17 protein-coding genes and 2 tRNA genes are annotated in these 19352 nt (G+C 44.7%); 16 read left to right on the plus strand and 3 right to left on the minus strand.

What is annotated here, in order from left to right; translation table 11 throughout:
- The first annotated feature begins 16 nt into the window (after window positions 1-16).
- Together tyrS and B7360_RS02535 are read left to right on the plus strand one after the other, a co-directional pair.
- On the plus strand, window positions 17-1204 hold the full coding sequence (tyrS, locus tag B7360_RS02530) for a tyrosine--tRNA ligase (RefSeq protein ID WP_065645535.1): 1188 nt from the start codon (window positions 17-19) through the stop codon (window positions 1202-1204).
- A 418-nt stretch (window positions 1205-1622) separates the two neighbouring features.
- Entirely contained in the window at window positions 1623-2468 is an 846-nt protein-coding gene (locus tag B7360_RS02535; RefSeq protein ID WP_085342667.1) for a magnesium transporter, read from the plus strand.
- On the opposite strand, the gene dacB is transcribed toward B7360_RS02535, so the two are convergent.
- Window positions 2447-3868, minus strand: coding sequence for a serine-type D-Ala-D-Ala carboxypeptidase (gene dacB / locus B7360_RS02540; protein WP_085342668.1), 1422 nt, complete (start codon window positions 3866-3868; stop codon window positions 2447-2449). The genes B7360_RS02535 and dacB overlap by 22 nt on opposite strands.
- Before the next feature lie 186 nt (window positions 3869-4054).
- Complete coding sequence (locus B7360_RS02545) at window positions 4055-5074, minus strand: porin (protein WP_005394671.1); 1020 nt, start codon at window positions 5072-5074, stop codon at window positions 4055-4057.
- Window positions 5075-5618: 544 nt separating this feature from the next.
- On the opposite strand from B7360_RS02545, the gene greA reads away from it, so the two are divergent.
- On the plus strand, window positions 5619-6092 hold the full coding sequence (greA, locus tag B7360_RS02550; protein WP_005380065.1) for a transcription elongation factor GreA: 474 nt from the start codon (window positions 5619-5621) through the stop codon (window positions 6090-6092).
- An 83-nt stretch (window positions 6093-6175) separates the two neighbouring features.
- Here greA and yhbY read toward each other — a convergent pair whose 3' ends face one another.
- Window positions 6176-6472 (minus strand): ribosome assembly RNA-binding protein YhbY, encoded by a 297-nt coding sequence (gene yhbY / locus B7360_RS02555; RefSeq protein ID WP_005380066.1) that lies wholly within the window; start codon window positions 6470-6472, stop codon window positions 6176-6178.
- Window positions 6473-6610: 138 nt separating this feature from the next.
- Here yhbY and rlmE point away from each other — a divergent pair, with 138 nt between their 5' ends.
- The 13 genes from rlmE (at window position 6611) to rpsO (ending at window position 19167) form a co-directional block, all read left to right on the plus strand.
- Window positions 6611-7240: a 23S rRNA (uridine(2552)-2'-O)-methyltransferase RlmE gene (gene rlmE, locus B7360_RS02560; RefSeq protein ID WP_005388985.1), complete on the plus strand. Its 630-nt coding sequence runs from the start codon at window positions 6611-6613 to the stop codon at window positions 7238-7240.
- A gap of 108 nt (window positions 7241-7348) precedes the next feature.
- Entirely contained in the window at window positions 7349-9322 is a 1974-nt protein-coding gene (gene ftsH / locus B7360_RS02565; RefSeq protein WP_085342669.1) for an ATP-dependent zinc metalloprotease FtsH, read from the plus strand.
- A 52-nt stretch (window positions 9323-9374) separates the two neighbouring features.
- Window positions 9375-10205: a dihydropteroate synthase gene (folP, locus tag B7360_RS02570; protein WP_031780413.1), complete on the plus strand. Its 831-nt coding sequence runs from the start codon at window positions 9375-9377 to the stop codon at window positions 10203-10205.
- Between the two features lie 19 nt (window positions 10206-10224).
- A complete protein-coding gene (gene glmM, locus B7360_RS02575) occupies window positions 10225-11565 on the plus strand; it encodes a phosphoglucosamine mutase (protein ID WP_005394663.1) in 1341 nt (446 codons plus the stop codon).
- A 221-nt stretch (window positions 11566-11786) separates the two neighbouring features.
- Window positions 11787-12125 (plus strand): preprotein translocase subunit SecG, encoded by a 339-nt coding sequence (gene secG / locus B7360_RS02585; RefSeq protein WP_005380080.1) that lies wholly within the window; start codon window positions 11787-11789, stop codon window positions 12123-12125.
- A 16-nt stretch (window positions 12126-12141) separates the two neighbouring features.
- Window positions 12142-12225 (plus strand) — tRNA-Leu (locus B7360_RS02590).
- Between the two features lie 56 nt (window positions 12226-12281).
- Window positions 12282-12358: transfer RNA gene (locus B7360_RS02595), tRNA-Met, on the plus strand.
- 225 nt (window positions 12359-12583) lie between these two features.
- Window positions 12584-13039 carry a ribosome maturation factor RimP gene (gene rimP / locus B7360_RS02600; protein WP_005394659.1) on the plus strand — a complete coding sequence of 152 codons (456 nt, stop codon included), beginning with the start codon at window positions 12584-12586 and terminating at the stop codon, window positions 13037-13039.
- A gap of 36 nt (window positions 13040-13075) precedes the next feature.
- Window positions 13076-14563, plus strand: coding sequence for a transcription termination factor NusA (nusA, locus tag B7360_RS02605; RefSeq protein WP_005380084.1), 1488 nt, complete (start codon window positions 13076-13078; stop codon window positions 14561-14563).
- Between the two features lie 21 nt (window positions 14564-14584).
- Window positions 14585-17293, plus strand: a complete 2709-nt coding sequence (infB, locus tag B7360_RS02610; protein WP_085342671.1) for a translation initiation factor IF-2 — start codon at window positions 14585-14587, stop codon at window positions 17291-17293.
- A gap of 114 nt (window positions 17294-17407) precedes the next feature.
- A complete protein-coding gene (gene rbfA, locus B7360_RS02615; RefSeq protein ID WP_005380087.1) occupies window positions 17408-17803 on the plus strand; it encodes a 30S ribosome-binding factor RbfA in 396 nt (131 codons plus the stop codon).
- A complete protein-coding gene (truB, locus tag B7360_RS02620) occupies window positions 17803-18756 on the plus strand; it encodes a tRNA pseudouridine(55) synthase TruB (RefSeq protein WP_005394656.1) in 954 nt (317 codons plus the stop codon). Before rbfA ends, truB begins: the two co-directional genes overlap by 1 nt.
- Before the next feature lie 141 nt (window positions 18757-18897).
- On the plus strand, window positions 18898-19167 hold the full coding sequence (rpsO, locus tag B7360_RS02625; RefSeq protein WP_005380094.1) for a 30S ribosomal protein S15: 270 nt from the start codon (window positions 18898-18900) through the stop codon (window positions 19165-19167).
- Window positions 19168-19352 lie beyond the last annotated feature (185 nt).

Genomic DNA, 19352 nt, shown 5'->3' on the forward strand with positions numbered 1-19352 from the left:
GTGGGAGTGAACAAGAATGGCGAGCATTGAAGCTGCACTAGCCGAGATTAAGCGCGGTGTTGAAGAGCTGATTCCAGAAGAAGAGCTTATCGCAAAACTAAAAGAAGACCGTCCTCTACGTATTAAGTTGGGTGCGGATCCTACGGCTCCAGATATTCACCTAGGTCATACGGTTATTTTCAATAAGCTTCGCTTGTTCCAAGAGCTAGGTCATGAGGTGACGTTCCTAATTGGTGACTTCACTGCAATGGTTGGTGACCCAACAGGTAAAAACACAACACGTCCACCGCTAAGCCGCGAAGACGTATTGCGTAATGCAGAAACTTACAAAGAGCAGGTATTCAAAATTCTAGACCCTGCAAAAACTAAGATTCAGTTCAACTCTGAGTGGTTATCTGAGCTTGGTGCAGAAGGTATGATTCGTCTTGCTGCAAACCAAACTGTTGCTCGTATGCTAGAGCGTGATGACTTTAAAAAGCGTTACGCGGGTGGTCAGCCAATTGCTATTCATGAATTCATGTACCCACTTCTACAAGGTTGGGACTCAGTAGCAATGGAAACTGACGTTGAGCTTGGTGGTACTGACCAGAAGTTCAACCTGCTAATGGGTCGTGAACTGCAAAAGTCTCACGGTCAAAAACCACAGGTTGTTCTGATGATGCCTCTTCTAGTGGGCCTTGATGGCGAGAAGAAGATGTCTAAGTCAGCAAATAACTACATCGGTATCAGTGAAGCGCCAAGCGAAATGTTTGGTAAAATCATGTCTATTTCTGATGACCTAATGTGGAGCTACTACGAGCTGCTATCTTTCCGTCCTCTGGAAGAGATTGCTCAATTCAAAGCTGATGTAGAAGCGGGCAAAAACCCTCGTGACATCAAAGTATTGCTAGCAAAAGAAATTATTGCTCGTTTCCACAGTGAAGCTGATGCAGATGCGGCAGAGCAAGAATTCGTAAACCGTTTTGCGAAGAACCAAATTCCTGATGAAATGCCAGAATTTGATTTTGATGCAGGTCGCCCAGTGAGCAATCTGTTGAAAGAGGCTGGCTTATGCCCATCATCGTCAGATGCGATGCGTATGGTTAAGCAGGGCGCTGTGAAGATAGATGGTGAAAAAATTGCGGACAGCAAATTTGCTCCAGCAGCGGGTACTTACGTGTTCCAAGTAGGCAAACGTAAATTTGCACGTATTACTATTCAGTAATCAATAATCGCTGCAAATGAAAGCGCCTGATGGGCGCTTTTTTTGTATAAAAATTTAGCGAAAAAGACAAAGTAAAACTTCCAAACATGTTTAACTTTGCTACTATACTCTCGCTGCCAATAATGGCAGCGTTATCGGAGATTTACATGAACAATACCGACCATCCTCCCAGTCGTTGGGTGAGTAAGAGCAAGGGAGCGAAATAACCCGCTTCGGTATTGGCGATCTCCGCCTTACCTAAGTGGTGAGGCATCTTTTCTAATTTTCTTCTCGTTATTTCCTTCATACATTCTGAATAGACAGTGCGTCCGCATTGGTTTTCTCTGTGCATCTTAATTGTTGTGTGACTTTAAGTATGCAAGAGTGACTTTGCGTGCCTTGTCGATGGTCGTTACCAATGCCAATCGGGAGATTCGCCATGACGGTAATGAACAACACTTTTATTGAAACAACACCAAACTTTTCTGAAGTAGAAATTGGTGCAGCTCGCAATGCATTTTTGCAGTATGAGCAAGAGCAACAAGTCCATTTGCTTACGATCATGCCGATTGATGAGGCGGTAGGTATTTTGCAGCATTGCTCTGTCGGTTATGTGAATAGTCTTATTGCTCAACTTGAGCAAGCAGGCCATGACAAACGCGCACGTCATTATGCTCACCAATTGGGTTTGCATATGTCTGAAGTTGATACACCTGATGGTTATTTATCGACTAGTGTTTTGGGGCACGTGAAGCAGCGTATTGGGTGGATCATTGCACTGGCCCTTTTAGGGATTGTGTCGGGTTTGATCATTGCTCAGTATGAGGACACCCTTAGCCAGCTCGTTTTGCTTGCGGTGTACATGCCTGTGATCGCTGCGGCTGGTGGTAATACAGGAACACAAGCTGCAACTTTGGTGATTCGTGCTCTTGCAACTGGAGAGCTAAAAAAACGCCAATGGTTAGAAGTTTTGTGGAAAGAGAGCCGCGTTGCTCTATTTATTGCGTTAGCTATCGCTATCGTGATGATTGGACGCATTATGTTATTTAGTGCCGGTCAATCAATAGGGGGCTTTGAACTTACCGATATCGCATTGGCAATAGCGGTTGCGTTATTCATCCAAGTAACGATTTCTACAACATTAGGTGGGCTGCTACCAATTATTGCACGAGCTTGCAAGATGGACCCAGCGGTATTGGTGAGTCCAGTGCTTGCATCTATCGTCGATATCTCAGGGATGTGGATATACTTTAATGTGGTGAACTATTTCTTGGGTATCGCCTGACTAAAGTTCACAATATCACTATAAAAAAGCTGCTCAAAATGTGTAATAGGGGCGATGACAGGTTTGTTATCGTCCCTTTTTTCTGGGAAGTAGTCTGAAACAAACTGAACAAAAACGGTATTAGGTTGACCATTTTTATCCAAGCCATATCCGGCCATGTTATAAGTTCCGTAGAGGGAGCCGCTTTTGGCGATCAATTGTCCTTTAATTGGCAACTTTCGCATACTTTGTCGGTACTTTAGTGTGCCTGACTCACCTGACTTCGGCATGATGGCGATCAGTTTAAGCTCGTCTTCGTGCTTCCAAATATAACGAAGAATTTCCGCCATTTTGGTGGCGGAGATACGATTGTTTCGTGAAAGTCCTGAGCCGTCTTCTAGGCGCGCATTACGAATATCAATACCAGTATTGGCGAAAATGATCTGCTTGATCGCCTCTGTACCGTTAGCAAAGCTACCTGACTGAACAAAAAACTTAGCGCCAAGTGTTTTGGTTAATGTATCTGCAATCAAGTTATCAGAGTTTTTAAGCATCTCTTCCAAAATGTCTGGTAATGCCTCTGATTGGTGCATGGCGATTAGCTTGCGCTGTTTTTCCGGAGCCGAACCGATCCGAATCTTTCCTGATAACTCAATATTGAGCTGCTTAAGCAAAGCTGCCAATCTATGGCTGGTATAAAGTTCGGGATCTTGAACGGCAAATTTAAGTGGCAATGGTTTCTCCCTCTCAACTAAGCATCCAGTTAGCTTGTAGTTGTTATCAGGGTTTGCGACTAAGCCTAAATCGCAATGACGACTTTTCTTAATCGTTTTAGAAACGGTCTCGACAGTACTTGTTACACGAATAGGTTGATGCTCAGGTACGTAGACTCGAGTCCCACCGTCTTTTTGCGTATAGATAGAAGCCTGCACGCAGTTGTTATTGAGTGTGATGGTCGATGCCGGAGCGCTGTAGCAAACTCCCAAGATATCCCACGGCCAGCCCACTGCACGGTTGTAACCAGTGAATGCGCTGTTATCGAGCCATAAGTCACCGTCAATACGTTTTAAGCCATTTTTCTTGGTTAGGGTAAGAAGTGATTTTAAATCGTTGGTTTGGAGCGTTGGATCGCCGACAAAGTAAATCACTGCGTCTGAGCTCGAAGCTTCTAGCTTGGTTCGAAAGCGGAAGTTATCACCCAGCTCTAACTTTGCCGCTAATGCTGTGACGATTTTTAATGTACTAGCTGGTGGGAACAGTTGTTCGGTAGGATGAACACCGTCAAGTTCAACATTCTCACTGAGTTTTTCTGCGACTAAACTGATGCGAGAGCCTTCCGGCAACACTTCTTGATGAGGGTACGCTTGTGAAAAAGCAGAAAGTAATGAAGAGAATATGAGCAAGGGCCAACGTAAACGCATAATGATACTTTCTAAGGTGAGTTATGTGATTGAGTATACGCAAGTCCTTTCAATATGCTAGGTAACTAAAGAAATGCTTTATATGTCATCAGGAATGAGACATGAGAGAAAGGCGCGCGGCTTAAAATGGAGTAAAAAAAATGCCCGCTTGAAGCGGGCATTCGATATTCTAGTCAAAGACCGGAATTAGAAGTCGTAACGTAGACCTAGAGCTAGCTCGTCTTCAGCATCGATCTTGTTCGCAACTGTCTTACCGCTAGTTGAGCCGAACTTATCGCCAGCGTCAATTAGGTTGAAGTTGTAAGAAACGTAACCGCGGAAGTTAGGTTTGAAGTAGTAAGAAGCATCAACAGCGAAGTTGTTTGCAGAAGTTTCATTGTCAGTTTCTGCATTGTTGTACGTTGTTGTGAATACTGTTTGACCTAGCGTGTAAGCACCCGCTAGTTCGTAACCAGTGTAATCAACAGTGTTGTTGAATGTGTCAGTCATTTTTTCGCCATCTGTGAAGATACCAGCGAAGTAAAGATCAGACATTGTGTAAGATGCAGCTAGCATGTACTCGTTTGCATCGTATTGGTCTGCGTAACCAGCACCAAGCTCAAGACCAGTGTCTGCTACAGCGTAGATAGCTGATAGAGAGTAGCCGTCTTGTTTGTTATCAGAGTATTCACCGTTTTGTTCTACACGGTCAGCGAAGCGGTAGCTTGCTTTAACACTTAGGTTTTCGAATTGACCTTTGTAAGCCATCATGTTGTCTGAACGGTCAGCTACTGCTAGTTTGTCAGCTGCTGAGTTACCGTGGTAAGCCATGATATCTGTGAAGTCAGTGATAACGCCTAGTGCACCTTCGTTTTTACCGTAAGTGAACTCACCCCATGCACCGCCAAGACCAGCGTATGCGTAACGAGTGTCTAGGTTGCTGCTGTCTTTATTAACGTCACCATCAACACCACCTTGTTCGTTGGTAGTGAACTCACCTTCCCAGAAACCAACACCGTATAGGTTGTCATTGATTTCTTGTTTACCAAGGAAGTTTAGACGGATGCGAGATTCGTCTTGAGCGTCGCCATCTTTCATAGATAGACGTGCTTCAGCACGGCCGCCCATTTCTAGAGAAGTGCCGTCTTGGTTGTAAAGTTCAGCTGCGTTTACGCCAGTTGCCATAGCTGCTGCAGATACAGAAAGAGCAATTAGAGTCTTTTTCATCTTATTTGTCCTAGTTAGCTGTCCATAATCATTGTTGTATGGGGGAGAGGTAATCTCTCACAAGTTGTTGGTCTATAATCGGCCAATGAGCGGTATAATTCGCCCTTGTAAGCCTTTGATCTAACAACTCGCTGGACATGTTTTACTGCTAAAGTTTCCGTATGAGTTAGTAAAATGATATAAATCGTATCGATGAACACTGTTCGATTGCTCTGGTTTTTTGTTTAACTTTTTGTTTTAAATAAGATTTTGTGGCTATAACATTCGTCTGACATTGATTAGTTTTTATCTTTTTTGATGTTTTTTGTGTAATGAACAGTGTTGTTTTTCAACAAATTGCGACAGTGATGCACTCTAGAATCGTTCTAAAAGTGACTTATATCATTATGCCGAAAGGGCATAGTCTTACAGCCTTTCGAATTAAGATGATTTCGTCCGGGAGTTTGTTTACACTAAATGAAATACATCTTTAAGCGCACTACCCAGCCCTATGGCAGGGTGGGCTTTTATTGTCCAAAGACCCATTTGGGCTTGAGGTTATAAAATGGAAAAAGTTCCAATGACACTACGTGGCGAGCAAAAGCTACGTGCAGAACTCGATCGTCTACTTAAACTACGTCCTCAAATTTCAGAGGCAATCGCTGAAGCTCGTGAGTTAGGTGATTTAAAAGAGAACGCAGAATATCACGCCGCTCGAGAAGAGCAGGGTATCTGTGAAGCACAAATCCGTGACATTGAATACAAACTGTCAGTTGCTCAAGTAATTGATGTAACGAAGATGGAGAACACGGGTAAAGTTATTTTTGGTTCAACCGTAACCTTGATTGACATCGACACCGAAGAAGAAAAAACATACCAAATTGTTGGTGATGACGAAGCAGACATTAAAGCTGGTCGTATTTCAGTAAGCTCACCAATTGCTCGTGGCTTGATCGGTAAGATGGAAGGCGATGAGGTTGCTATTCAAACTCCGGGTGGCGCGAAAGACTTCGAAATCGACCGAGTAGAGTACATCTAAGTCGTTGAGAGTAGTCTGTTACTCCAATAAAACGCAAAAAGGTCGCCAATGGCGACCTTTTTTCTTCAGCAACGTAAGTAGAATTACTTACGAGGGATTTCGATTTTACGCTCTTCAGACTGGCGGTACAGCACAAGCACTTTACCAATAGTCTGAACTTTTTCTGCGCCCGTCTCACGTACGATAGCGTCGATGATTAGCTGTTTTGTTTCACGATCTTCTGAAGCAACTTTTACTTTGATTAGTTCGTGATGGTTAAGAGCGATTTCAATTTCTGCTAGCACGGCTTCTGTAAGTCCATTTGCGCCCATTAGCACGACAGGTTTTAAACTGTGAGCTAGGCCTTTAAGGTGCTGCTTTTGTTTGGTGCTTAGGTTCATTACGCGGCCAATTTTCTTTAAAATAAGGGTTGAAAAAAGCTATTTTAACGCCATCTATTGCTGAAGACTATAATTTATTGAGTAATAGGTAGCGCCTATTAAAACAATAGCTCCAATTTGCGCCTTGTTGGGATTAAAATGAGTAAACAAAAACATTCGGCTAGTTCTGGTCGTTGGTTGAAAGAACACTTTGATGATAAATACGCGAATGAGGCTCGTAAAAAAGGCTATCGCTCACGTGCTTATTTCAAGATCGATGAGATTCAAACGAAAGATAAATTGTTAAAGCCTGGGATGACAGTCGTCGATTTGGGTGCGGCACCGGGCGGGTGGTCTCAATATGCTGCTAAGATAGTAGGAGACAGTGGTCAGATCATTGCGTGTGATTTGCTTCCTATGGACCCGATTGCGGGTGTCAGCTTTTTACAAGGCGACTTTCGCGATGATGCTGTATTGGAAGCTTTGCTAGAAAGAATCCAACCTTCAATGGTAGACGTAGTAATGTCTGACATGGCACCTAATATTGCGGGAAATAACTCTGTTGACCAACCTCGTGCTATGTATTTAGTTGAATTGGCTTTAGATATGTGTCGACAAGTTCTAGCGCCTAATGGTAGCTTTGTCGTAAAGGTTTTCCAGGGGGAAGGCTTCGATCAGTATGTGAAAGAAGTCCGAGACATGTTTAAAGCCGTAAAAATTAGAAAACCAGACTCATCGCGAGCTCGCTCTCGAGAAGTCTTTGTTGTAGCCACTGGTTACAAAGGTTAACCATTTTGCTCTCTTGAGAGCGTGTTAACACTATAGCTACAGTGAATGAACTGTAGTACCCTACCTTTAATTACAATTAGTTATCGAGAGGCTTACACCTTGAGTGACATGGCAAAAAATTTAATTCTGTGGCTTGTTATCGCCGTCGTATTGATGTCGGTATTCCAGAGCTTTGGCCCTGGAGAAAGCAATGGCAGAACCGTGGATTACACCACGTTTGTACAGGAAGTTGGCCAAGGCCAGATTCAAGAAGCAACTTTTAAAGACGGTGAAATTAGCTTTGTTCGTCGTGGCGGCGGTGCCAAAATGGTCACTTACATGCCAGTGTATGACCAAAAGCTTCTAGATGACCTAATTAACCAAAACGTGAAAGTACAGGGCACGCCTCCAGAAGAGCAAAGCTTGCTTGGTACTATTTTCATTTCTTGGTTCCCAATGATCTTACTGATTGGTGTATGGATTTTCTTCATGCGTCAAATGCAAGGCGGCGGCGGTAAAGGCGCCATGTCTTTTGGTAAGAGTAAAGCTCGAATGATGAGCGAAGAGCAAATCAAGACAACTTTTGCTGACGTTGCAGGTTGTGACGAAGCAAAAGAAGACGTGAAAGAGCTGGTGGACTACTTGCGTGATCCAAGCCGCTTCCAAAAACTGGGCGGTAAGATTCCTACTGGTGTGTTAATGGTAGGTCCTCCTGGTACTGGTAAAACGCTTTTAGCGAAAGCCATTGCTGGTGAAGCGAAAGTACCGTTTTTTACCATCTCGGGTTCAGATTTCGTAGAAATGTTCGTGGGTGTCGGTGCATCTCGTGTACGTGACATGTTCGAACAAGCTAAGAAAGCGGCACCTTGTATTATCTTCATCGATGAAATCGATGCGGTAGGTCGTCAGCGTGGTGCTGGTGTTGGTGGTGGTCACGATGAACGTGAGCAAACACTAAACCAAATGCTAGTAGAAATGGATGGTTTCGAAGGTAACGAAGGTATCATCGTAATCGCTGCGACTAACCGTCCAGACGTTCTTGACCCAGCATTGTTACGTCCTGGTCGTTTTGACCGCCAAGTAGTGGTTGGATTGCCAGATGTACGTGGTCGTGAGCAGATTCTAAAAGTACACATGCGTAAAGTCCCTCTAGCAGGTGACGTAGAGCCTTCTCTAATCGCTCGTGGTACACCAGGCTTCTCTGGTGCTGATTTAGCAAACCTAGTCAACGAAGCGGCGCTATTTGCTGCGCGTGGTAACAAGCGTAACGTTTCTATGGTTGAATTCGAATTAGCGAAAGACAAAATCATGATGGGTGCCGAGCGCCGTTCAATGGTGATGTCTGAAGAGACAAAAGAGTCAACGGCTTATCACGAAGCAGGTCACGCAATTGTTGGTCGTTTAGTACCTGAGCACGATCCAGTGTACAAAGTGTCGATCATTCCACGCGGTCGCGCGTTGGGTGTGACTATGTACCTACCGGAGCAAGACCGTGTCAGCATGTCTCGCCAGCATCTAGAGTCTATGATCTCTAGCTTGTACGGTGGTCGTCTAGCGGAAGAACTCATCTACGGTGCTGATAAAGTCTCAACAGGCGCGTCAAACGATATTGAACGTGCAACTGATATTGCTCGTAAGATGGTTACTCAATGGGGTTTCTCTGAAAAGCTTGGTCCTCTACTGTATGCAGAAGATGAAGGCGAAGTGTTCTTAGGACGTAGTGTAACTCAGACTAAGCATGTATCTGACGATACGGCGAAGTTGATTGATGATGAAGTTCGTCAGATCATTGACCGCAACTATGACCGTGCGAAGAAGATTCTTCAAGAAAACATGGATATCATGCATGCGATGAAAGATGCGCTGATGAAGTATGAAACCATTGATGCTCGTCAAATTGATGATTTAATGGAGCGCAAAGCTGAAATTCGTGAGCCTGCGGGTTGGAGTGATAACTCAACTAGCAAACCTGAAGACAGCGAGAAGCCTCAAGCAAAGCCAGAAGTTAAAGAAGAAGCAACGGACGCTGCGAAAGATGCAGAAAAGTCTAGCTCTTCAGAAGCGACTTCTAGCGAAGCGCCTGAAAAGAAAGACTCTGAATAAAGAGTGTTGATAATAATAAACCCCGAGTTATCTCGGGGTTTTTGTGTTTATGATGATGATTACAGCAAATAACAAATCTTTAGATCTTTCCCGTCCACATGTTATGGCCATTCTAAATGTGACTCCGGATTCCTTTTCGGATGGTGGTAAATACAACTCGATTGAACTCGCCCTTGCTCAAGTTGATAAAATGATAAAGGCTGGTGTAAGCATTGTTGATGTCGGTGGGGAGTCGACAAGGCCTGGCGCGCCAGATGTGTCTTTAGAAGAAGAACTTCGACGTGTTGTCCCAGTAATCAAGGCCATTCGTGAAAAGTACGATGTGTGGATTTCGGTCGATACCAGCAAAGCGGAAGTTATGCGTCAAGCTATTGATGCTGGTGCAGATTTGATCAATGACATTCGATCTTTGCAAGAACCTGGTGCTCTCGAAGTCGCAGCAGAAGCAAAGCTTCCAATTTGTCTGATGCATATGAAAGGTCAACCTAGAACCATGCAAGTTGCGCCTCATTATGATGATGTGATGAGCGACGTATCTGCCTTTCTAGAAGAACGTATCGCGGCATGTGAAGCTGCAGGGATTGATAAATCTCAACTGATTCTCGATCCTGGATTTGGCTTTGGCAAAACGATAGAACACAATTATCATATGCTCGCTCATCTTGAAAAGTTTCATGAATTCGGCCTGCCAATTTTGGCTGGCATGTCTCGTAAATCAATGATTTTTAAATTGTTGGATAAGCCAGCGGCTGAATGTACAAATGCGAGTGTCGTTTGCGCTACGATTGCAGCAATGAAAGGCGCGCAGATCATTCGTGTGCATGACTTTGAAGAGACAATCGAAGCAATGAAAGTTGTTGAGATGACGAAAAACAATATTTAAAAATAATAAAGGAAAGTTTATGTCGAATAAAAGACGTTACTTTGGTACTGACGGTGTGCGCGGTAAAGTAGGACAATACCCAATCACTCCGGACTTCGTACTTAAGCTTGGCTGGGCTGCTGGTCGTGTACTAGCAAAACAAGGCACAAAGAAAGTTATTATAGGTAAAGATACGCGTATCTCCGGTTATATGCTTGAATCTGCATTAGAAGCAGGCCTTGCTGCAGCGGGACTTAAAGCAACATTTACTGGTCCAATGCCAACCCCAGCAGTGGCATATTTAACTCAAACTTTCCGTGCGGAGGCGGGGATTGTGATTTCTGCATCGCATAACCCATATTACGACAACGGCATTAAATTCTTTTCTTCTGAAGGTACTAAGCTACCTGACGATATCGAGTTGGCGATTGAAGCTGAGCTGGATAAAGACATTGAATGTGTTGAGTCTGCAGAACTTGGTAAAGCCACTCGTCTAAATGACGCTGCAGGCCGTTACATCGAATTCTGTAAGAGTACTTTCCCATCTGAATTGAGTCTTGCAAACTTTAAAATTGTGGTAGATTGTGCGCACGGTGCAACGTACCACATTGCTCCAAATGTCTTCAAAGAGCTTGGCGCAGAAGTTATTGCAATGGGCGTAGAGCCTAACGGCATCAACATTAATGAAGAAGTGGGCGCAACAGATGTTCGTGCGCTTCAAAAGCGTGTCGTTGAAGAGCAAGCACACCTTGGTTTAGCATTTGATGGTGATGGTGACCGTATCATTATGGTCGACCACCTTGGCAACAAAGTCGATGGCGACCAAATCGCTTACATTATTGCTCGTGATGCTCTTCGTCGTGGCGAGCTAAAGGGTGGTGTCGTTGGTACGTTGATGACTAACTTGGGCATGGAAAATGGCTTAAAGCAGCTAGGCATTCCATTCGTACGTGCCGCTGTTGGTGACCGTTATGTCATGGAACAACTGCTAGAAAAAGGCTGGAAAATTGGTGCTGAAAACTCAGGCCATGTGATCTTATTAGATAAAGTCACCACGGGCGATGCGATTGTTGCAGCACTGCAAGTGCTGGCTTCTGTAGTTGGCAGCGATATGTCTTTGCATGAGCTATCGCAAGGCATGACGTTGTATCCTCAGGTTCTAGAAAATGTCCGCTTTGCAGGGGAAAGTAATCCTCTTGAAGCTCAAGCAGTACTAAACGCCGTCGCCGAAGTAGAAGCTACGCTGGGTGATAAAGGACGTGTATTGTTGCGTAAATCTGGCACAGAGCCTTTGATTCGCGTTATGGTGGAAGGTGAGGATGGCGAGCTAGTTCAAAGCTCTGCACTGAAAATTGCCGAAGCTGTAAAAGCAAGTTGTTAATCATTGCGTTAAAGTGTGCAGTGAATGAAAAGGGCATCTTTTGCCCTTTTTTTGAGCGCTTAGCGCATTGGCATTGATTTTTTACTAATTTTCCCTTGTCAGCGTTACCGGCTTTCGCTAGTATTGCTCCGCCTCCTGTTAGGAGGTCGCTAGCCTTGTTCAATTATGATTTATTCTCTTGAACGGCGCTGGCTCAACAATTTGGAACATAGGTGGAAAAAATGTTTTCAGTTCTACTTGTGATTTACCTGTTGGCAGCGCTTGGTGTGATTGGCCTTGTGTTGATTCAACAAGGTAAAGGCGCAGATATGGGAGCCTCGTTCGGTGCTGGTGCTTCAAACACAGTGTTTGGTGCTGGCGGCTCAGGTAATTTCTTAACCCGAACAACTGCTATTTTAGCAACCGTATTCTTTATCGTTAGCTTGTTGCTTGGTCGTATGTCTACGCACCAGACTGAATCACAATGGGTAGACCCAACATTAGGTCAACCAGTTGTTGAACAAGTTAAGGATGCAGCGAGTGAAGTTCCAGCCCCTGCGGGTGATGAAATTCCTCAATAAGCTGTAAGGTTTTGATGCCGAGATGGTGAAATTGGTAGACACGCTAGCATGAGGTGCTAGTGCCTTAGGTGTGAGGGTTCGAGTCCCTCTCTCGGCACCATGTATTTACAAACTTGTAAATCACTTGTTTGCGAGTATAATGCTCAGCAAGTCGGACGCGGGGTGGAGCAGCTTGGTAGCTCGTCGGGCTCATAACCCGAAGGTCGTCGGTTCAAATCCGGCCCCCGCAACCAATCTCTTTCTTTAAGAAGAAATCGTAGATTGGCAAGTTTGCGTAGTGCTAACCACACTACGAGTTAAGAGAAGCATTTGTTGGCTATTCTTAACGTATCAGGGTCCAGCAGCATAAAACCCCGACTATCGGGGTTTTTTGTTATCTGAGCTTTTTGAAATAGCTCAGAGACTGCTTGGTTTTTTGATTGGGCTCTGAGCCCTTTTTTTGTTTCTGGAGTGGTTAAATGACTGGTTTAGAAAGACAACTTACTGAAATGCTTGAAGCACCAGTAGAGGCATCAGGCTATGAGTTGGTTGGATTAGAATTCATTCGTGCAGGCGCGCACTCAACGTTACGCATCTACATTGACCATGAAAATGGTATTAACGTGGACGACTGTGCAGAAGTTAGCCACCAAGTTAGTGCGGTTTTAGACGTTGAAGATCCAATTTCTGTTGCTTACAGCCTAGAAGTGTCTTCTCCAGGTTTAGAAAGACCACTTTTTAAAGCAGCACATTACGAGCAATTTATTGGTCACGAGGTCAGCATCGTATTGAAAATGGCTGTAGCAAACCGTCGTAAGTGGAAAGGTATTATCCACGGCGTTGATGGCGAAACAGTGACAATTACTGTAGACGGTCAGCAAGAAGAGTTTGCTCTAAGTAACATTTCCAAAGCTAACCTGATCCCTAAATTTTAGTTCCCTAAAAAAGTTTAAGCTTAGAGGCTAAATACAATGAGTAAAGAAATTTTAGCGGTAGCAGAAGCGGTATCGAACGAAAAAGCGGTACCTCGTGAGCGTATCTTTGAGGCTCTTGAGATTGCTCTAGCAACTTCTACAAAGAAAAAATACGAAATCGAAATCGACGTACGTGTTGCCATTGACCGTAAAACTGGTGAGTTTGTGACTTACCGTCGTTGGTTAGTTGTTGATGATGTTGAGAACCCTACAAAAGAGATCTCATTAGAAGCAGCACAGTACGAAGATGACTCAATCGAGCTTGGCGACTACGTAGAAGACGAAATCGAATCAGTAACGTTTGACCGTATTACGACTCAAACGGCTAAGCAAGTTATCGTACAAAAAGTTCGTGAAGCTGAACGTGCACAAATCGTTGAGCAGTTCATCGATAATGAAGGTGATCTAATCACTGGCGTTGTGAAAAAAGTAAACCGCGACACAATCGTACTTGACCTTGGTAACAACGCTGAAGCGGTAATCCTACGTGATGACCAACTTCCTCGTGAAAACTTCCGTCCAGGCGACCGCGTTCGTGGTCTTCTTTACAAAGTCGCGCCAGAAGCACGTGGTTTCCAACTGTTCATCACTCGTTCTAAGCCTGAAATGCTGGCAGAACTATTCCGTGTTGAAGTGCCTGAAATCGCTGAAGATATTATCGAGTTGAAAGGCGCGGCACGTGATCCTGGTTCTCGCGCTAAGATCGCTGTCAAAACAAATGACAAACGTATCGACCCTGTAGGTGCGTGTGTTGGTATGCGTGGTGCACGTGTACAAGCTGTTTCTGGCGAACTTGGTGGTGAGCGTATCGATATTGTGCTTTGGGATGATAACCCAGCTCAATTCGTTATCAACGCAATGGCGCCAGCTGATGTTGCTTCTATCATCGTTGATGAGGATGCACACTCAATGGACATCGCAGTTGAAGCTGACAACCTAGCGCAAGCTATCGGTCGTAACGGTCAAAACGTGCGTCTAGCATCTCAACTAACAGGTTGGGAACTGAATGTTATGACAGTTGCTGATCTTCAGAAGAAACACGCTGAAGAATCACAAGCATCTATTGAAAACTTCATGAAGTACCTAGATATTGAAGAAGACTTCGCTCAACTTCTTGTTGAAGAAGGTTTCTCAACGCTAGAAGAAATCGCATACGTGCCAGTTAACGAGCTACTAGAAATCGATGGTTTGAATGAAGAACTAATCGAAGAGCTTCGTGGACGTGCAAAAGATGCACTAACGACGATCGCACTAGCACAAGAAGAGTCTTTTGAAGGTCTAGAACCAGCTGAAGATCTGCTTGCACTTGAAGGTCTTGAGCGTGAGATGGCATTTAAATTGGCAGCGAAAGGTGTAGCGACACTGGAAGATCTTGCTGACCAAGGTATTGACGATTTAGAAGGTATCGAAGGCCTGACCGAAGAACGTGCAGGTGAGCTAATTATGGCCGCACGTAACATCTGTTGGTTCGGCGAAGAAGCATAATTTCGGCAAGGAGGAAGCGGCATGACACAATTAACAGTTAAAGCACTGAGTGATGAGATTGGTACGCCAGTCGACCGCTTGATTGAACAACTTGCTGACGCTGGCATTAAAAAGGCGAGCTCTGACAATGTTACTGATGAAGAGAAGCAGAAGCTTCTCTCTCATCTAAAGAAAGAACACGGTGATAAATCAGGTGATTCAGAGCCGACTCGCCTTACGCTTCAGCGTAAAACTCGTAGTACACTTAGTGTGAACGCGGGTGGTGGTAAGAGTAAGAATGTTCAGGTTGAGGTGCGCAAAAAACGTACATACGTGAAGCGCAGCACAATTGAAGATGAAGCGAAACGTGAAGCTGAAGAAGCAGCACAACGTGAAGCAGAAGAAGCAGCAAAACGTGCAGCAGAAGAAGCTGCAAAACGTGAAGCTGAAGAAGCTGCAAAACGTGAAGCTGAAGAAGCTGCAAAACGTGAAGCGGAAGAAAAAGCGAAACGTGAAGCTGAAGAAAAAGCGAAGCGAGACGTAGATACGAATGCACAACGCAATGCTGAAGAAAAAGCAAAGCGTGATGCTGAAGAGAAAATTAAGCAAGAAGCAGCGCGAAAAGAGGCCGACGAGCTTAAACGTCGTCAGGAAGAAGAAGTTAAGCGTAAGGCTGAAGAGGAAAGTCAGCGCAAGCTTGAAGAAGCTCGCGAATTGGCTGAAAAGAATAAAGAGCGTTGGTCTGCTGCAGAAGAGAAAAAGGGTGATATGGAAGATACAGATTACCATGTAACGACTTCACAATACGCACGTGAAGCCGAAGATGAAGCAGATCGCAAAGTAGAGAGCGGTCGTCGTAAGAAGAAAAAAGCTTCAGGTAAAGACGACCAAGCTCGCGGTGGCCGTAACAACCAACGTGGCGGTAGAGGTCGTAAAGGCAAACTTGCTAAACCGACTTCAATGCAGCATGGCTTTGATAAGTCAGCAACGGTTGCTAAGCAAGACGTTGTAATTGGCGAAACGATCGTTCTATCAGAACTTGCTAACAAGATGTCGGTTAAAGCGACAGAAGTTATCAAAGTAATGATGAAGATGGGCGCTATGGCGACTATCAACCAAGTGATCGACCAAGAAACAGCACAACTTGTTGCTGAAGAAATGGGCCATAAAGTAGTTCTTCGTAAAGAGAACGAACTGGAAGAAGCGGTACTATCTGACCGTGACACTAACGCGGAAGCAGTTCCACGTGCTCCAGTTGTTACTATCATGGGTCACGTTGACCACGGTAAAACGTCAACACTTGACTACATCCGTCGCACACACGTTGCTTCTGGCGAAGCGGGTGGTATTACTCAGCACATTGGTGCGTACCACGTTGAAACAGACAACGGCATGATCACGTTCCTTGATACTCCTGGACACGCAGCGTTTACTGCAATGCGTGCTCGTGGTGCTCAAGCGACAGATATCGTTGTTCTTGTAGTTGCAGCAGACGATGGCGTAATGCCACAAACAGTAGAAGCGATTCAGCACGCGAAAGCGGCAGGCGTTCCTCTAATTGTTGCTGTGAACAAGATCGATAAAGAAGACGCGAACCCAGATAACGTTAAGAACGAGCTTGCTCAATACGACGTTATTCCTGAAGAGTGGGGCGGTGAGAACATGTTCGTTCACATCTCTGCTAAACAGGGTACAAACATCGATGGTCTTCTAGAAGCAATCCTTCTCCAGTCTGAAGTTCTTGAACTTACAGCTGTAGCTGAAGGCATGGCATCTGGTGTTGTTGTTGAATCTCGCCTAGATAAAGGTCGTGGTCCAGTTGCAACAGTACTTGTTCAATCAGGTACACTAAACAAAGGCGACATCGTTCTTTGTGGTCAAGAATACGGCCGTGTTCGTGCAATGCGTGATGAGCTAGGTAAAGAAATTACTTCGGCTGGCCCATCTATCCCTGTAGAGATCCTAGGTCTTTCAGGTGTACCATCTTCAGGTGATGAAGCAACAGTAGTTCGTGACGAGCGTAAAGCGCGTGAGGTAGCTAACTACCGTGCTGGTAAGTTCCGTGAAGTGAAACTTGCTCGTCAGCAGAAATCTAAACTAGAGAACATGTTCTCTAACATGACTGCTGGTGAAGTTGCTGAACTTAACGTTGTACTTAAAGCAGACGTTCAAGGTTCTGTAGAAGCAATCGCAGACTCACTAGTTAAGCTATCTACTGACGAAGTTAAAGTGAACATCGTTGGTTCTGGTGTTGGTGGTATTACGGAAACTGACGTAGTACTAGCGGAAGCTTCAAACGCAATCATCCTTGGCTTTAACGTTCGTGCAGATGCTTCTGCTCGCCGTGCTGTAGAAGCCGCAGCTGTTGACTTACGTTACTACTCAATCATTTACCAATTGATTGACGAAGTTAAACAAGCAATGGGCGGTATGCTTGCTCCAGAATTCAAGCAAGAGATCATTGGTCTTGCTGAAGTTCGTGACGTGTTTAAGTCACCGAAACTGGGCGCTATCGCTGGTTGTATGGTTACAGAAGGTGTGATCAAGCGTAACAACCCAATCCGTGTACTACGTGATAACGTTGTTATTTACGAAGGTGAACTAGAGTCACTACGTCGTTTCAAAGATGACGTTCAAGAAGTTAAGAATGGCTACGAATGTGGTATCGGCGTTAAGAACTACAATGATGTTCGCGTTGGTGACCAAATCGAAGTCTTCGAAATCGTTGAAATTAAACGTACTCTAGACTAATTGACTAAAATTACTAATATTGTCTTTGAAAGATAAGTAGTAATTGGTTGTTGAATACACCATGGGGGGCTGGCTTTGACCACCCCCCCATTCTTTCTATATAAGAGTAAAGATATGTCAAAAGAATTTAGCCGCACGCAGCGCGTTGCACAGCAGCTGCAAAAAGAACTAGCGATGATCCTTCAACGTGAAGTTCGTGACTCTCGCCTTGGCATGGTGACGATCTCAGACGTAGAAGTCTCTCGTGACCTAGCTTACGCAAAAGTATTTGTGACCTTCCTATGTGTGGGCGAGCAAACACCAGAATCATGTCTAGCAGCACTACGCGAGCACGAAGTGCACATTCGCATGATGTTAGGTAAGCGCATTCGTCTACGTTTAACGCCAGAAATCCGCTTCCACTATGACAATACGCTTGTTGAAGGTATGCGTATGTCTAACCTAGTGTCTGAAGTCGTTAGTTCAGACAAACAAAAGCAAAAAGATTCTGGTCGTGAGGACGAAGAATAATGGCTCGTCGTCGTAAAGGTCGTCCAATTAATGGCGTTATACTGTTGGACAAACCAACAGGTATCTCTTCCAATGATGCACTGCAAAAAGTAAAGCGAATCTACTTTGCTGAGAAAGCAGGCCACACTGGTGCCTTGGACCCATTAGCGACAGGCATGCTGCCAATTTGCTTGGGTGAAGCGACGAAGTTTTCTCAGTTTCTTCTAGATTCTGATAAACGCTACCGTGTGATCGCAAAGCTTGGTGAACGTACCAACACGTCTGACTCGGATGGTGAAGTTGTAGAGACACGTCCAATCGATGTTACGTTAGACAAGCTAGAAGCGTGCATTGAGAAGTTCCGTGGCGAATCTGATCAAGTACCTTCCATGTTTTCAGCGTTGAAATATCAAGGGAAACCCTTGTATGAATACGCTCGTAAAGGCATCGAAGTTCCGCGTGAATCTCGTAAGATCACGGTATACGAGATTGTTCTTCACCGTTTTGAAGGCGATGAAGTCGAGATGGAAGTTCATTGCTCAAAAGGCACCTACATTCGTACCATCGTGGATGACCTAGGCGAAATGTTAGGTTGTGGTGCGCACGTAACTATGCTTCGACGCACTGGTGTTGCGAAATACCCTTACGAGAAGATGGTGACACTTGAGCAACTGAATGAGTTACTAGAGCAAGCACACCGTGAAGAACGCGCTCCTCGAGAACTACTGGACCCATTGCTGTTACCAATGGATACAGCGGTAGAAGACTTACCAGAAGTCAACTTAGTGCCTGAACTGGCGGATATGGTTCAGCATGGGCAACCTGTTCAAGTATTTGGTGCGCCTACCGAAGGCTCACTTCGCCTTACCATGGGTGAAGAGCGTTTGTTTATTGGCGTTGGCGAAATGAACGAAGATGGCAAAATCGCTCCTAAGCGATTGGTTGTGTTCCGAGATGACGTCGCATCCAAGTAAATGATTGAAAATACCGACCTGAGTGTCGGTATTTTTATATTGCACGAAATAGGAAATTTCCCTATAATCCGCGCTTCGCGTAGCGGCTGAATCAGAGATTGGCTGCTACAACTTTAAACCTACTCTTATTAGGAGAGAATTATGTCTCTGAATGCAGAAACTAAAGCAGCAATCGTTGCAGAATACGCACAAGGCGAAGGCGACACTGGTTCACCAGAAGTTCAAGTAGCTCTACTTACAGCTTCTATCAACCATCTACAAGGTCACTTCAAAGCGCACAAAGGCGATCACCACAGCCGTCGTGGTCTTCTACGCATGGTTTCTCGTCGTCGTAAGCTTCTAGATTACCTAAAAGGTAAAAACCTAGCTCGCTACCAAGACCTAATCAAACGTCTAGGCCTACGTCGCTAATCAGCGACTGCATAGCAGTTTGTCTAAAAAGGGGCTTTATGCCCCTTTTTTGTTGCCTAAATTTAGCCAAATTAGACTTATGCCGTTATAATACTGGCGGCTAAACCTCGTAATAGGTTTTCTCAAAAGCTCATAGCATTACAGTCAACCACGTCGACCAAAAGGTCGCGACTATTCAAAAGGAA

Source organism: Vibrio sp. ArtGut-C1 (assembly GCF_002105475.1).
Classification (GTDB): Bacteria; Pseudomonadota; Gammaproteobacteria; order Enterobacterales; family Vibrionaceae; genus Vibrio; species Vibrio diabolicus.